This is a genomic window from Pseudomonas lalkuanensis, assembly GCF_008807375.1.
Lineage (GTDB): Bacteria > Pseudomonadota > Gammaproteobacteria > Pseudomonadales > Pseudomonadaceae > Metapseudomonas > Metapseudomonas lalkuanensis.
Genome location: NZ_CP043311.1, coordinates 1871589 through 1886090 on the forward strand (window position 1 = coordinate 1871589; position 14502 = coordinate 1886090).

12 protein-coding genes are annotated in these 14502 nt (G+C 65.6%); 9 read left to right on the top strand and 3 right to left on the bottom strand.

The genetic code is table 11. From position 1 onward, the window contains the following. Window positions 1-63: 63 nt before the first annotated feature. Window positions 64-1140: a C45 family autoproteolytic acyltransferase/hydolase gene (locus FXN65_RS08835; RefSeq protein WP_151132709.1), complete on the bottom strand. Its 1077-nt coding sequence runs from the start codon at window positions 1138-1140 to the stop codon at window positions 64-66. A gap of 87 nt (window positions 1141-1227) precedes the next feature. Further along, window positions 1228-2955, bottom strand: a complete 1728-nt coding sequence (locus tag FXN65_RS08840) for an amidohydrolase (protein WP_151132710.1) — start codon at window positions 2953-2955, stop codon at window positions 1228-1230. A 107-nt stretch (window positions 2956-3062) separates the two neighbouring features. Between FXN65_RS08840 and FXN65_RS08845 the strand changes: the two genes are divergently transcribed. From FXN65_RS08845 to FXN65_RS08855, 3 genes are all read left to right on the top strand, one after another. After that, the gene (locus FXN65_RS08845; protein ID WP_151132711.1) at window positions 3063-3980 is read left to right on the top strand and encodes a LysR family transcriptional regulator; all 918 of its coding nucleotides are present in this window, start codon (window positions 3063-3065) and stop codon (window positions 3978-3980) included. A 129-nt stretch (window positions 3981-4109) separates the two neighbouring features. Further along, complete coding sequence (locus FXN65_RS08850) at window positions 4110-4688, top strand: flavin reductase family protein (RefSeq protein ID WP_151132712.1); 579 nt, start codon at window positions 4110-4112, stop codon at window positions 4686-4688. Window positions 4689-4968: 280 nt separating this feature from the next. Continuing rightward, window positions 4969-5994: a sterol desaturase family protein gene (locus tag FXN65_RS08855; RefSeq protein ID WP_151132713.1), complete on the top strand. Its 1026-nt coding sequence runs from the start codon at window positions 4969-4971 to the stop codon at window positions 5992-5994. Between the two features lie 139 nt (window positions 5995-6133). Here FXN65_RS08855 and FXN65_RS08860 read toward each other — a convergent pair whose 3' ends face one another. Beyond that, a complete protein-coding gene (locus FXN65_RS08860; RefSeq protein WP_151132714.1) occupies window positions 6134-7054 on the bottom strand; it encodes a LysR family transcriptional regulator in 921 nt (306 codons plus the stop codon). 230 nt (window positions 7055-7284) lie between these two features. Here FXN65_RS08860 and FXN65_RS08865 point away from each other — a divergent pair, with 230 nt between their 5' ends. From FXN65_RS08865 to FXN65_RS08890, 6 genes are all read left to right on the top strand, one after another. Further along, window positions 7285-8775: an aldehyde dehydrogenase gene (locus FXN65_RS08865; RefSeq protein ID WP_151132715.1), complete on the top strand. Its 1491-nt coding sequence runs from the start codon at window positions 7285-7287 to the stop codon at window positions 8773-8775. A gap of 140 nt (window positions 8776-8915) precedes the next feature. Further along, on the top strand, window positions 8916-9968 hold the full coding sequence (locus FXN65_RS08870) for an ABC transporter substrate-binding protein (RefSeq protein ID WP_151132716.1): 1053 nt from the start codon (window positions 8916-8918) through the stop codon (window positions 9966-9968). Between the two features lie 141 nt (window positions 9969-10109). Beyond that, window positions 10110-11513 carry an APC family permease gene (locus FXN65_RS08875; protein WP_151132717.1) on the top strand — a complete coding sequence of 468 codons (1404 nt, stop codon included), beginning with the start codon at window positions 10110-10112 and terminating at the stop codon, window positions 11511-11513. A 179-nt stretch (window positions 11514-11692) separates the two neighbouring features. Continuing rightward, window positions 11693-12679, top strand: coding sequence for an ABC transporter substrate-binding protein (locus tag FXN65_RS08880; protein ID WP_151132718.1), 987 nt, complete (start codon window positions 11693-11695; stop codon window positions 12677-12679). A 13-nt stretch (window positions 12680-12692) separates the two neighbouring features. Further along, entirely contained in the window at window positions 12693-13496 is an 804-nt protein-coding gene (locus FXN65_RS08885) for an ABC transporter permease (protein WP_151132719.1), read from the top strand. Continuing rightward, the gene (locus FXN65_RS08890; protein ID WP_151132720.1) at window positions 13484-14320 is read left to right on the top strand and encodes an ABC transporter ATP-binding protein; all 837 of its coding nucleotides are present in this window, start codon (window positions 13484-13486) and stop codon (window positions 14318-14320) included. The genes FXN65_RS08885 and FXN65_RS08890 overlap by 13 nt, the downstream gene beginning before the upstream one ends. The last annotated feature ends 182 nt before the right edge of the window (window positions 14321-14502 follow it).

Here is a 14502-nt window from a genome sequence, read left to right on the forward strand (position 1 = left end):
TGCTCGTCTTGTCGTTGTTGGAGGGAGCTGCTGGCGGCAGGTGGCTGCCTGCCGCCGTTGCGGTCAGAAGCGCACGCTGCCCGAGCGGGCCAGCACCACCGGGTTGCCCTCGGCGTATTCGAGTTCGAACGCCTCGGTGTCGATGCCGATGGTGAGCAGGGTTTCCCAGCGCTCTTTCGGCGGCAGGCTCAGGTCCGGATGGAAGCAGATGGGGGCCTGCTCGCCCGGCTCGCCGCACATGGCGCCGGCGCGCGAGGCCAGGGTCTTGCCGGTCATGGCGTCGAGGTTGCCGTTGACGTGGTCCAGGCGGGCGTAGGTGGTGGAGACATCCAGGGTGCGTTCGCCGGGTACCAGTTCAGGTGCGAGGAAGTGGTTGGTGTGGGTGATCCAGCCGTCTTCGCGCGGCAGCACCACGGCAGTCGCGTGGCGGGACAGCTCGATGCTCGCGGCGCGGGGCGATGCGTCGTGACGGGAGAAAACGGTCAGCACGGTGGAGGCGCTCACCCGTGCGGAGCGGGCAAGGGCGATGGCGTCGTCCACGCTGCGGGCTTCTTCCAGCAGGCGGCGGGCGATGGCATGCACCGGCACGCCGGCGCTGTCGTCGTCGCTGGCGTGGTGGAGGATGTTGAAGTGCAAGCCCAGGCCAGCGCTGTTCACGCCGATCTTGCCGAGCATGCCGAACTCGGTGAACAGCTTGACGCCCAGGCCGGCGCTGCCGGTGAGTTGCAGCATCATGCCGTGGGGCACGAGGGCGTCGTGCCAGTCCCAGGTCTGGATGGTGCGCGGGGCATTGGCACCCGGAGGGGCGAACACGGCGGTGGAGCACTCGCCTTCGGGCGGCGTGGGCATCACCGCGAGGATTTCCGTACGTGCATTAAGCGCCGCCAGTTGCCACAGCGGCAGGCCGGCAGCTTCGGCGGTGGCGACCACTTCCAGGGCCAGGGACGGGCTCCAGGCTTCGAGGGCGCCGAGGCTGGCTTCGCCGATGCTGCGCACCGTGGCTGGATCGACATCCACCTGGGAGAAGAAATCGAGGTAGAGCGATACGGTCTGCCGGATCTGCTCCGCCCACCGTTCACCGATCTGCCGGCCACGAATCTGCGGGTTCTGGGTGTCGGTGACGAAGGTATGGACTTTCACTGCGAGTTACCTGTTCAGCATTGGATTGTTATGGGCGTGAAGCGGCCCGGCGCCTCGGGACGAGGCCCCGGGACGGGAGAAGCGGAGTCAGCGGTTGCGGGTGTAGACGTCGCGTCCGGCGAACCAGGTCTTCAATACCTGGGTGTCGCGCAGGGCTTCGGGCTCGACCTGGAACACGTCGCGATCGAGCAGGATCAGGTCGGCCTGCTTGCCGGGCTTGAGCGAACCGATGCGATCGTCCAGGCGCATGGCGCGGGCGGCGTTCAGGGTGTAGGCCTGGAACATGGTCTCGCGGTCGATCTCCTCGGTCGCGTTCAGCACACCTTTAGGTCCTTTGCGGCTGATCGCCTGGTAGATCGCTTTCCAGGGTTCCGGGGTGGTGATGGGCCAGTCGCTGGCGCCGGCGATGGTGGCGCCGTTCTTCAACAGCGAGCGGGCCGGGTACTGGTACTGGAAGGCCATGGCGCTGACGTAGGGCTGGACGAGATCGACGCTGAGCTCGTCGGCGCTGGCCCAGTAGAGCTGCATGGAGGCGATCACATCCAGCGGCTTGAAGCGGGCGAACTCCTTCGGGTTGACCATCTGCAGATGGGTGATGGAGTGGGGGATGCCGCTGTTGCGGGCCGTGCGCGCCTGCTCGATGCCGTTGAGGGATTCGCGCACCGCGCGGTCGCCGATGGCATGGACATGCACCAGCCAGCCGCGGGCGTCCGCCGCATTCACCAGTTCGCCGAACCGGACCGGGTCGAACAGCAGCTCGCCGCTCTTTCGGGAGTTCTTGTAGGGCTCCAGCATCGCCGCGCTCTGTGCCGGGTGCTCCGCCACGCCATCGGCGAATACCTTGATGCCCGGCAGGGTGAGGTTGGGCACGTCCTGGAACTGCCGGCGCACCTTGTCCAGCTCGTCCAGGTCCCTGGATGTGGCCTTCGAGTCGGCCATCAGCAGGGCGGCGACGTGGGCGCTGAGCTCGCCGGAGTCGGCCATCGCCTTGTAGGTGGGCAGCACGCCGACGGAGCTGTTGTCGATGGGGCCGCCGGGAATCTCGTTGGCCAGCGGGTCCATCCAGGCGGTGATCCCCAGGCTGTTGTAATAGTGCAGGGCATCGCGGGCGGCGGTCAGCAATTCGGCCTGGGAGGGCAGGGGGATCAGCTCCTGGGCGGCGTAGAGGCCCGCGTCCACCAGAAAGCCGTTGGGCTGGCCGTTCTCGTGGTGGCCGATGGTGGCCAGTTCTTCGCCCTTGAGCGACTTCACCCTGGCGGCGTCGATACCGGCGCGTTCAAGCATGGCGCGGTTGGCCCAGCCGGTGTGGTAGTCCCAGCCGGCGAAGAGGATGGGCGTGTCGGCCCACTCGCCGGCATTGAAGCGCTGCTCGAAGGCATCGAGCTGGTCCCAGTAGCTGGTGGGTACACCACCGACCACCAGAAAGTCGCCGCGCTTGGCCTTGCCATCTTCACGCCACTGGCGCAGGCGCTGCTCCAGTTCGTCCAGCGGGAGCTCCTCGCCATTGAGGTTGGCCTGGTGCATCTGCAGGCCGCCCTTGACCACGTGGGCGTGGGAGTCGATGAAGCCGGGCATCAGCACCTTGCCGCCCAGGTCGAGCAATCGGGTATCCGCCTGCTTGAGTGACAGCACCTCGGCATCGGAACCCACGGCGACGATCTTGCCGTTCTCGATGGCGACCGCCTGTTGCAGCGGCTGGCCCGGTTCGGCGGTGTAGACCTTGGCGTTGTGCAGGATGAGATCGGCGGCTGCCATAGTTTCCATGGAAGAAAAGGCGAGGGCGACTGAGAGCGCCAGGGAGACGATCGGCTTCATGGGGTGTTGGCCTTGATTCTTGTTGGTCTGAGGCGAAGACTACCCAGTCGCCGCGCCGGGAATAACGCCGGGGGCGGCATAACTTCTTTTCTGAAGTGGAAATAAAAATGGACCGATTGACCGCGCTGGGCATGTTCGTGGCCGCCGCCGAACAGGGCAATTTCAGCCGCGCCGCCGAGCAGCTCGGCACCACGCCGTCGTCCCTGACCAAGGCCGTGGCGCAACTGGAAGAGGGGCTGGGCACCAAGCTGTTCGAGCGCACCACTCGTCGGATGTCCCTCACCGAGGCCGGGCACATCTACCTGGAGGGCGCCCGCCAGGCGCTGATGCAGCTGCAACTGGCCGGCGAGGGCGTCGAACAGTTGCAGCACGAGTTGCGCGGCAGCCTGCGCATCACGGCGCCGCCATCCTTCGGCCCGGCCTTCCTCAATGCCGTGTGTTGCCGTTTCCTGCGCGAATACCCGCATGTGCACCTGGAGGTGGACCTCTCGGACACCTATGTGGATCTGGTGGATGGCGGCTACGACCTGGCCCTGCGCGACGGGCCCACCGACCTGCCCGGCGTGATCGCCCAGCCCCTGGTGGAAAACCGCATCACCCTCTGCGCCAGCCCCCGCTATCTGGCGCAGCGAGGCGGGGACGTGACCCTGGAAAACTACCTGCAGCACGACTGGCTGATCTTTCGCCACCCGCTGCTCAACCGGCATTTCTGGTGGGTGACCAAGGGCGACCAGCGCATCCGTCTCAGCCAACCGGTGCCGCGCCTGGCCAGCGACAACTACGACTTCCTGCTGGCCTGCCTGCTGGATGGCCTGGGCCTGCAATTCATTCCGCAATGGAGCGCCGCTCCTTACCTCGCAAGCGGCGAACTGGTGGAAGTAATGCCCGAATACTGGCGCGAGCCCAGCGGCTTCGGTCCGCAGGTCTACGTGCTCTACCTCACCCACCGGCGCAATACGCGCAAGGTGAAGGTGTTCATCGAGCACTTGAAGGCGTACTGGCGGGACAGTGGTATCGAAGGCTGAGCGACGGGGTGGGGCGCCGGACTCGGATGGATGCCGCGTGTGGTGAGCGCGCCCTGCAATCCGCATAATTCGCGCACTGCCCGAGCAGGCTGCGGCATGCAGTCGGCACCTTCCCGAACGAGGTTATCCATGAACGAACACATCGCGCCGGTGGCGCTGGACCGCGCCTATCGCGTGCTGAATCACGGCCCCACCGTGCTGGTATCCGCCAGCCACGACGGCGTCGACAATGTCATGGCCGCCGCCTGGTCCTGCGCCCTGGACTTCTCGCCACCGAAGGTGACCGTGGTGCTGGACAAGGCCACCCGCACCCGCGCGCTGGTGGAAAAGAGTGGCTACTTTGCCCTTCAGGTGCCCAACCTCGGCCAACTGGAGCTCACCTACAAGGTCGGCACCCGCAGCCTCAATGAGCTACCGGACAAGCTGGCGCAGAGCGGCGTCGAGTTGTTCCGCATGGAGGGCTTCGACGTGCCCCTGGTGGAGGGCAGCTCTGCCTGGCTGATCTGCAAACTGATCCCCGAACCCCACAACCAGCAGGCCTACGACCTGTTCATCGGTGAGGTGGTCGGCGCCTGGGCCGATACCCGTGTGTTCAAGGACGGCCACTGGCAGTTCGAACAGGCCGACGCGCGCTGGCGCAGCCTGCACTACATCGCCGGCGGCCATTTCTATGCCATCGGCGAGGCGGCGGTAGTGCGGGAGCCGTGAGAGGGTTGCGGACCGCTCAATGTGGGAAGGATTTCAATCGCGAATGAATTCTCTCCCACAACGACAAAGACCCGCACGACGCGGCGAAGGAGTTCACGCAACGCCGCTACCCGGCTGAACACCACGTGCACCGATTCCGGGCTCAGCCCAACCTCCCGACTCGCCTTGGCTCCATTTCGTCTACGAAAGCTCCACTTCTGTAGGCGGTATCGGGTATAAATGCTTCGCAATTACCACACGATTCCAAATACCCAATCCCATCCCCGAAGGTCAGTCGTTCATGGACGTTCTCTCGCTTGCCTATGAGCGCCTGACCGAACTGGTCATCGAGCCGGTCGCCGAGCAGTTTCTCGGGATCTTCGACCTGAACGGCCGTCTCGGCGTTCTGTTTCTTCTCCTGTCCTACAGCATCGCCTACGGCCTGTTCCGCTACCGGAGGCATCGGGGGCTCACGGACGCGCGTTCGTTCTGGCAGTTCATCGGCGGGAGCCGGGTGTATTTCCACCGCTCGGCCTGGCTGGATTACCGCTACTACTTCGTGCGCGCGATCCTGAAGGTTGCGCTGGTCGTGCCCATCGTTGGCCTGGTGGACCCGTACATCCTGAAATCCGGGGATTACATCGCCTTCTTCAGCAACCTGTGGGGCGCGCGTCCGCAGCTCGGCCAGAACCTTTCGCTCTCCCTGCTCTACGGGCTGGGGGTGTTCCTGCTGAAGGATTTCACGCATTACTGGGCTCATCGGGCTTTCCATTCCCGCTGGCTCTGGGCGTTCCACAAGGTTCATCATTCGGCGCCCGTGCTGGTGCCGGCGACCGCGAGCCGGGTGCACTTCCTGGAAAAGATCGTCGAGAAGCTGGCCGTTGGCATTCTTCTCGGTCTCTATGCCGGAGTCTTCTGGTACGCCTGCGGCGGGGAGGTCAGCCGCTACACCCTGTTCGGCGTGACCTATCTGGTGTTCATCTTCAATGGCCTGGCGGCGAACCTGCGTCACAGCCATGTCTGGCTGTCGTTCGGGCCGTTGGTCGAGCATGTGTTGAACAGCCCGGCCCAGCATCAGATTCACCACAGCGACGCGCCCCGGCACTTCAACAAGAACTTCGGTACCAACCTGTCGCTCTGGGACTGGATGTTCGGCACCCTCTACGTCACCACTTCGAAGCCCGAGGCAGTCCGCTTCGGCACCGGGGAACAGGACCGCGAGCGCTACCTGACGATCTACGGCCTGATCGTCACGCCCTTCGTGGACACCGCCCGCAGGCTCGCCCGGGAAAGGCGCCCGCAGCGGATTCCATTGCGCAATGGCTGAGCCTGCGCCTCTCTTGCAGGCGTTGGCGCTGCTCGCAGGATGGGTGGAGCTTGCGATACCCATCGATCAAGGCCGATAGGGACCGTATTGCTCAACCACATCCTGCAAAGTCGTTGGGCCTCGCTGCGCTCTGATCAACCTACGGGACGTCGTGGGTCTTCCGGGCCAGGCGTTCGCGGCAGAAGTCCACGAACAGCTGCGCTGGCTTGGTGAGCTGGCCGCGCTTGAGGCGGGCGGCGACCAGGCCGGAGGTGGCGACGGGTTCGGCGATGTCGACGGTGACCACCTTCTTGCCGTCGTAGGTGCACTCCGAATGGGGACGGGTGACCAGCAGGGAGAAGCCGAAGCCCTGGCCGACCATGCCGCGCACCATCTCGATCGACGGCGAGCTGAACACGATGTTGGGCGTCAGGCCCAGCTCGTGGAACAGGCTGACGAAGTAGGTTCGGCTCGGCTGCACGTCCAGAAGGATCATCGGCTCCAGGCAGAGGTCGCGCAGGGACACCTGGGCCTGGCTGGCGAAGCGGTGGTTCTCCGGCAGCAGGGCGTACGGCTTTTGCGGCGGCATCAGCGGTTCGGTGGCGATGGTGCTGTCCAGGTCGTGTTCGTAGAGGAAGGCCAGGTCGAAGGTGCCGGCGGTCAGGCCCTGGACCAGCTCCTGCTGCTCGCCGTCGCGGATGCGGATGTCCACGCCGGGATACTGCTCGCGGAAGCCGGCGATGAGCTGGGGCAGGTAGAGCGGGGCGACGGTCTCGAAGCAACCGATGTCGATCTGCCCGGCGACGATGTCGTTGTCGGCAAGGGCGTTCTGTTCGAACTCGCGGGCTACCCGCAGCAGCTCCTGGGCCTTCTCGTAGAAGCGTGTGCCGCTGGGCGTCAGCGACACGCCCTGGGCGTGGTGGCGGATGAACAGCTGCACGCCGAAGCTCTCTTCCAGGCCCTTGATGGCGGTGGAGATGGACGGCTGGGCGATGTACAGCTTGCGTGAGGCCTCGGCCACGCTGCCGGCCTCCACGGTCGTCACGAAATACTTCAGTTGTCGCAAGGTATAGGTAGCCACGGGCACCTCTGTCGTTGGCCGCCTGCGCACGCGCGAGGGGGCTCTCTGTGCTTGTCGTTATGGGGTGAACCTTACCGCAGGCGGCACCTGCGAGGCCGCACGAGCTGCCGAGTTTTTTCATATGACTCGAGCATATTTTTAATAATTTTCCTCTGCCGGAAGCTGGCGCACCATCTGCCTCGACCCGAATAACAACGTGACCGCGCAGACGGTCGATCTGGGAGTGCAGCGTGTTCGATCTCGGCTATTGGCAGCAGCGAGCTGCCCGGCAAGCATTCACTGACAAGGCGCTGATCGGCGGTCGCCAGGTGTCCGCCGCCTCTGGCGCAACCTTCGACTCGATCAACCCGGCCACCAACCAGTTGCTGGCCCGCGTCGCCGCCTGTGGCGAGGCCGAGGTGGACCTGGCGGTCGCTACTGCGCGCCGCGCCTTCAACGAAGGCCCCTGGGCACGCATGGCACCGGTGGAACGCAAGAAAGTGCTGCTGCGCCTCTCCGAGCTGATGCTCGCCCACCGCGAGGAGCTGGCCCTGCTGGACTCGCTGAACATGGGCAAGCCGGTGATGGATGCCTACAACATCGACGTACCGGGCGCGGCCCATGTGTTCGCCTGGTACGGCGAGGCGCTGGACAAGCTCTACGACCAGGTCGCTCCCACCGCGCCAAACGCCCTGGCCACCATCACCCGCGAAGCGCTGGGCGTGGTCGCCGCCGTGGTGCCCTGGAACTTCCCCCTCGACATGGCGGCCTGGAAGTTGGCGCCGGCTCTGGCCGCCGGCAACAGCGTGGTGCTCAAGCCCGCCGAGCAGTCGCCGTTCTCCGCCTTGCGCCTGGCCGAACTGGCGCTGGAAGCGGGCCTGCCGGAAGGCGTGCTGAACGTGGTGCCGGGCCTGGGCGAGCACGCCGGCAAGGCCCTCGGCCTGCACCCCGACGTGGATTGCCTGGTGTTCACCGGTTCCACCCAGGTGGGCAAATACTTCATGCAGTACTCGGCGCAGTCGAACCTCAAGCAGGTCTGGCTGGAATGCGGCGGCAAGAGCCCGAACCTGATCTTCGAGGATTGCCGCGACCTGGACCTCGCCGCCGAGAAGGCCGCCTTCGGCATCTTCTTCAACCAGGGCGAAGTCTGCTCGGCCAACTCACGCCTCTACGTGCAACGCTCCATCCAGGACGAATTCATCGAGCGCCTGCTGGCCAAGTCCCGCGACTGGATGCCGGGTGATCCGCTGGACCCGGCCAGCCGTGCCGGCGCCATTGTCGATGCCGGGCAGACCGCCCGCGTCATGACCTTCATCGAAGGGGCGCAAGGCGAGGGCGCGCGGCTGCTCGCAGGTGGTCGCCGCCTGACCTTCAACGGCTCCAGCAACTTCGTCGAACCCACCGTCTTCGCCGACGTGCACAGCGATATGCAGTTGGCGCGAGACGAAGTGTTCGGACCGGTGCTGGCCGTCAGTGCCTTCGATACCGAAGAAGAAGCCCTGCGTCTGGCCAATGACAGCATCTACGGCCTGGCCGCTTCGGTGTGGAGCGACGATCTGCACCGCGCCCACAGGGTCGCCCGTGCGCTCAAGGCGGGAACGGTATCGGTGAACACGGTAGACGCCCTGGACGTCTCCGTGCCCTTCGGCGGCGGCAAGCAGTCCGGCTTCGGCCGCGACCTCTCGCTGCATTCCTTCGACAAGTACAGCCAGCTGAAAACCACCTGGTTCCAGCTTCGTTAAACAACCTGTTCAACCGGCCGCGTGCCACTGCAGTGCGCGACCGCCCATAACAAGAAACACATCCTGCCGCGTGGTGCCACGCGCGGGCTCATGACTGCCTCAGCAACTGACCACAACTTACAAGTAGTGAGGGAGTTTCCATGCTCAAGTCCTTACCGTGCATCCGTGCCACCCTCGGTATCGCCCTGCTGGCCGCTGCCAGCGCGCCAGCCCTGGCCGAGTCCTCCAACCTCACCGTGATCTCCTTCGGCGGCGCCACCAAGGCCGCGCAGGAAGAGGCCTATTTCAAACCCTTCGAACAGAGCGGCGCCGGCAAGGTGGTGGCTGGCGAGTACAACGGCGAGCTGTCCAAGGTGAAAGCCATGGTGGACATCGGCCAGGTCACCTGGGACGTGGTGGAAGTGGAAAGCCCCGAACTGCTGCGCGGTTGCGAGGAAGGGCTGTTCGAGCGCATGGACCCGGCCGTGCTCGGCCAGTCCGCCAGCTACATGCCCGGCACGGTCAGCGAGTGCGGCGTGGCCAGCTACGTCTGGTCCATGGTGCTGGCCTACAACGCCGACAAACTGGCCAGTGCGCCCAGCTCCTGGGCGGACTTCTGGGATGTCTCGCGTTTCCCCGGCAAGCGCGGCCTGCGCAAGGGAGCCAAGTACACCCTTGAGGCGGCACTGCTGGCCGACGGGGTGAAGCGCGAAGACCTCTACAAGGTACTGGAAACCCCGGATGGCGTGGCGCGTGCCTTCCGCAAGCTGGATGAGATCAAGCCGCACATCCAGTGGTGGGAAGCCGGCGCCCAGCCGCCGCAATGGCTGGTGGCCGGTGACGTGGTGATGTCCGCTGCCTACAACGGCCGCATCGCTGCCGCGCAGAAGGAAGGTTCGAAGCTCGCCATCGTCTGGAACGGCAACCTCTACGACCCGGACCACTGGGCCATCGTCCGCGGCAGCCCGAACAAGGCGCTCGCCGAACGCTTCATCGCTTTCGCCAGCCAGGCGGAAACCCAGAAGACCTTCTCCAGCCAGATCCCCTACGGCCCGGTCCACAAGGACGCCCTGGCCGCCTTGCCCGCCGCAACCCAGGCACAACTGCCCACCGCACCGGCCAACCTGGCCGAGGCGCAGCTGGTCAGCGCCGAGTTCTGGGTCAACCACGGCGAGGAGCTGGAAGAACGCTTCAACGCCTGGGCGGCACGCTGAAATTCGCGCCCCTTGGCCGCCACGCGTGGCGGCCGGGAGCGGCGTGACTGACGGGAACGGCGCCGCCGTTTCCGGTACTGCCAGGCCCGCCGGCATCCACGGCCGGGCGGGCGCATAACAAATACAAGATTGGAGAGTGTCATGAGCGCAAGTGTGTCCGTTCCTGCCCATGGGCAGGCGGAGGCGGGTGGTTTCCGCCGGGTGCTGGGTCTGGGGGCGCTGCTGTCCGTCGCCATCGGCCTGGTGGTGTCCCAGGGGGTGATGGTGCTGATGCTGCAAGGTGCCGGTTTCTCCGGCCTGGGCTTCATCGTGCCGCTGGGGCTGGCCTACCTGCTGGCCCTGAGTTACGCGTGTTCCTTCTCCGAACTGTCGCTGATGATTCCCCGCGCTGGCGGTCTTTCCAGCTACACCGAAGTGGCATTGGGGCACTTCCCGGCCATCCTCGCGACCTTCTCCGGCTACGTGGTAGTGGCCATGTTCGCGCTGTCGGCGGAACTGCTGCTGCTCGACCTGATCGTCGGCAAGATCTACCCCGGCGTGTTCCCGCCTTTCAGCATCGCATTCGGCGTGCTCGGCCTGTTCACCATCCTCAACCTGATGGGCATCGACATCTTCGCCAAGCTGCAGACCGCGCTGGCGGTGGTGATGGTGTTCGTGCTGCTGTTGCTGGGCATCGCCGCCATCGTCGAAGGTGCGCCGAGCGACACCGCCAGCACCGTGATCCAGGGCGACTGGAACCCCATGGGCGCCGGGGTGCTGACCCTCACCGCGCTGGCTGTGTGGGGTTTCGTCGGCGCCGAGTTCGTCTGCCCGCTGGTGGAGGAAACCAAACGGCCGGAACGCAACATCCCGCGCTCGATGATGATCGGCCTGACGGTGATCTTCCTCACCATCGGCCTCTACTGCCTGGGTGCGCTGTTCATGGTGCCGCAGGAAGCGCTGACCACCGACGCACTGCCGCACTATCTGTTCGCCACCAAGGTGTTCGGCAAGGCCGGTGAGCTGTTCCTGGTGATCGCCTCGGTGACCGCCACCTTCAGCACCCTGAACTCCTCGCTCGCGTCCATTCCGCGCATGCTTTACGGCATGGCGCAGAACGGCCAGGCCTTCCCCATCTTCAAGCGCCTCAGCCCGCGCGCCCGTACCCCCTGGGTGTCGGTGCTGTTCGTGTCAGCCATCACCGGCCTGCCGATCCTGGTGCTGGGGCAGGACGCCGCTTCGGTCAACCTGCTCCTGCTGGCCGCCGCGCTGGCCTGGCTGCTGGCCTACATCATCGTCCACCTGGATGTCATTGCCCTGCGCCGCCGCTATCCGGCCATCGCCCGCCCGTTCAAGACGCCGTTCTATCCGCTGCCGCAGCTCTTCGGCATCGCCGGGATGCTCTACGCCATCTGGTACGCCTCGCCGAGCCCGGACATGACCGGAAAGATCTTCGGCATCGCCGGCGTCGTGCTGGGGCTGGTGTCGGTGATCGCGCTGGTCTGGATCAAGGTCGTGATGCGCAAGGACCTGTTCCGCCCCGAAGCCCTGGAGGGCACCCACTGACCCTGTGACCGATTCACCCGGGGCCGGTCCGGCCCCGATCCCGCCCGGCAGCGTGCCGGGCCCCTGCCTGCCGCCGGCCCGCCAGAGGCCGGCGCAGTGGAACGACCTTGGCCTTCTGGCCAGCAACTGCCCTGCAATCCAACAACAAGCAAAGCCATCAGGCTGCGGGAGACTGTTCCATGTTCAAAGCCTCGCTGCGACACATCACCAAACCCCTTTGCTGCACCGCCCTGGCCGCAGGCGTCGTCACTGGCGCGCAGGCCGGCACCCTGTCCATCGGCCATACCACCTGGGTCGGCTACGGCACCCTGTACCTGGCCCGCGATCTCGGCTTCTTCAAGGAGCAGGGCCTGGACGTCGAACTGACCACCATGGAAGAGGCCTCGATGTACATGGCCGCCCAGGCGTCCGGCCAGCTCTCCGGCTCGGCATCGACCATCGACGAAGTGCTCAAGTACCGCTCTGGCGAATTCTGCTTCAAGGCCGTGGCCGCGCTCGACGACAGCTATGGCGGCGACGGCGTGCTGGTGAGCGACAAGGTCACCAGCCTGAAGGAGTTGAAGGGCCAGTCGGTGGCGGTCAACGAAGGCTCCGTCTCGCAGTTCTGGCTGTCCTACCTGCTCAAGCGCAACGGCATGAGCATGGCTGACCTGGACGTGCAGAACATGACCGCGGACGACGCCGCGACCGCCTTCATCGCCGGTCGCGTGCCCGCCGCCGTGACCTGGGAGCCGCACCTGTCGATGGTGCGCCAGAAGGGCGAGGGCAAGGTGCTGATCGACAGCACCGAGACGCCTGGCGTGATCGTCGACGTCGTGGCCCTGTCCTGCGATGTGATCGAGAAGCAGCCGGAGGATGTGAAGGCGCTGGTCAAGGGCCTGTACAAGGCTGTGCAGTTCACCCGCGACAACCCCGAGAAGGCCCACGAAATCATGGCCAAGGGTGTCGGCGGCTATCTCTCCGACCCGGCCGAGCTGGCCAACGCCGCCAAGGGCGTGCGTTTCTACGACCAGGCCATGAGTGAGACGCTGCTGGGCACGCCCGGCAAGCCGGGGCAGATCCAGGAGGTGATCCGCCTGGCCAACGAAACCTGGAGCAGCCTGCAGGGCAAGCCCTTTGCCGTCAGCTACGACGACCTGGTCGATACCCGGTTCGTCACCCCCTGAGCGGAGAGCCGATATGACTTCCAAGCAGAACTGGCTCAGCCGCTGTCTGACCCCCAAGGTCGACCTGCCGGCGCGGCTGATACTGAGTGCCAGCACCCTCGGCTGGCTGCTGGTGCTCGGCCTGTGGGCCGGGCTGTCCTACGGCGGGCTGGTGCCGTCGATGTTCCTGCCGACACCGGGCGCGGTACTGGAGGCAGCCGGGCGACTGGCCGCCGACGGCACCCTCGGCAAACACGTGCTGGCCAGCGTCGAAGTGGTGCTGATCGGCTTCATCCTGTCGTCCCTGGTGGCGGTGCCGCTGGGGCTCCTGATGGGCAGTTTCCGCATCGTCCAGGCGTTCCTCGAACCCTTGGTGAACTTCATCCGCTACCTGCCGGTGACCTCCTTCGTGCCGCTGTTCATCCTCTGGATCGGCATCGGCCTGGAGCAGCGGGTGACGGTGATCATCTTCGGCGTGTTCTTCCAGCAACTGGTGATGATCGCGGACGTGTCCAAGGGCGTTTCCAAGGACCTGATCAACGCCTCCTACACCCTCGGCTCGAACCGCCGCGACGTGATCTTCCACGTCCTCGGCCCGGCATCCTTGCCCGGCGTGCTGGATACCCTGCGGGTGACCATGGGTTGGGCCTGGACCTACCTGGTGGTGGCCGAACTGGTCGCCGCCAGCAGCGGCCTGGGATACATCAGCCTGAAGGCCATGCGCGGCTTCCAGGTGGACGTGATCTTCCTCGCCATCGCCATCATCGGCCTGCTCGGCCTGGTGACCGATCAGCTGTTCCGTCTGCTCCGACTGAAGGTGGCTTCATGGGCTCAGTAACCGCAATGCACAGAGATGCGGCCGTCAATCAGGCGGCAACCGGCAACCAGCAGGACCGGTTGCGGGTGGAGCAGGTCTGCCTGCGCTACAGCACACCGGACGGGCAGACCTTCACCGCCCTGGAGAACGTTTCGCTCAGCGTTCCGGACCAGCAGTTCGCCGTGCTGGTGGGGCCATCCGGCTGCGGCAAGTCGAGCCTGCTCTACCTCACCGCCGGCCTGGCCGAACCCACCTCGGGCAGCATCTGCGTCGGTGGCAAGCGGGTGGAAGGGCCGGGCGCCGACCGTGGCATGGTGTTCCAGAGCTACACGTTGTTCCCCTGGCTCAGCGTGCGGCAGAACATCGAGTTCGGTTTGAAGCGCAAGGGCATGGTCAGTGCCGAGCGGGAGGAGATCGTCGACTTCTACCTCAACGAGGTAGGCCTGACGCAGTTCGCCGACCGTTATCCCAAGCAGCTCTCCGGCGGCATGATGCAGCGGGTGGCCATCGCCCGGGCCCTGGCCAACGACCCGCAGATCCTGCTGATGGACGAGCCCTTCGGCGCCCTCGACAGCCAGACCCGCATGCAGATGCAGCAATTGCTGCTAAGGGTCTGGGAGCACAGCAAGAAGACCGTGGTGTTCGTCACGCACGACATAGACGAGGCCATCCTGCTGGGCGACCGGGTCTACGTGATGGGTGCGCGGCCGGGGCGGATCAAGCGCGAGATGGAGGTGCCCATGCCGCGCCCGCGGGACATGGACATGGTGATGGAGCGCCAGTTCATCGAGATGAAGCGGGAGATCCTCGGGCTGCTGCACAACGAACTGGACAAGCCTCACTGAGGCCACTGGCCGGGCGGCGTGCAGTTCGTCGCCCGTGCCTCTGCCCGCCGGCCTTGCACCCCGCCAGGTGCCTGGCGCCAGGGCGTCTGGCGGGCAGGGCAGCTTTTTCGTATAGCCCGAAGACAAATTTAGTAATTTCGCTGCCCGGCAGCTTCAGCCAGCATCGGTACCACTGAATACCG

Bases quoted from the DNA above. Each gene is read 5' to 3' on its own strand.
- FXN65_RS08840 (WP_151132710.1), bottom strand. From the start codon at position 2,955: ATGAAGCCGATCGTCTCCCTGGCGCTCTCAGTCGCCCTCGCCTTTTCT.
- FXN65_RS08845 (WP_151132711.1), top strand. From the start codon at position 3,063: ATGGACCGATTGACCGCGCTGGGCATGTTCGTGGCCGCCGCCGAACAG.
- FXN65_RS08850 (WP_151132712.1), top strand. From the start codon at position 4,110: ATGAACGAACACATCGCGCCGGTGGCGCTGGACCGCGCCTATCGCGTG.
- FXN65_RS08855 (WP_151132713.1), top strand. From the start codon at position 4,969: ATGGACGTTCTCTCGCTTGCCTATGAGCGCCTGACCGAACTGGTCATC.
- FXN65_RS08870 (WP_151132716.1), top strand. From the start codon at position 8,916: ATGCTCAAGTCCTTACCGTGCATCCGTGCCACCCTCGGTATCGCCCTG.
- FXN65_RS08875 (WP_151132717.1), top strand. From the start codon at position 10,110: ATGAGCGCAAGTGTGTCCGTTCCTGCCCATGGGCAGGCGGAGGCGGGT.
- FXN65_RS08880 (WP_151132718.1), top strand. From the start codon at position 11,693: ATGTTCAAAGCCTCGCTGCGACACATCACCAAACCCCTTTGCTGCACC.
- FXN65_RS08885 (WP_151132719.1), top strand. From the start codon at position 12,693: ATGACTTCCAAGCAGAACTGGCTCAGCCGCTGTCTGACCCCCAAGGTC.
- FXN65_RS08890 (WP_151132720.1), top strand. From the start codon at position 13,484: ATGGGCTCAGTAACCGCAATGCACAGAGATGCGGCCGTCAATCAGGCG.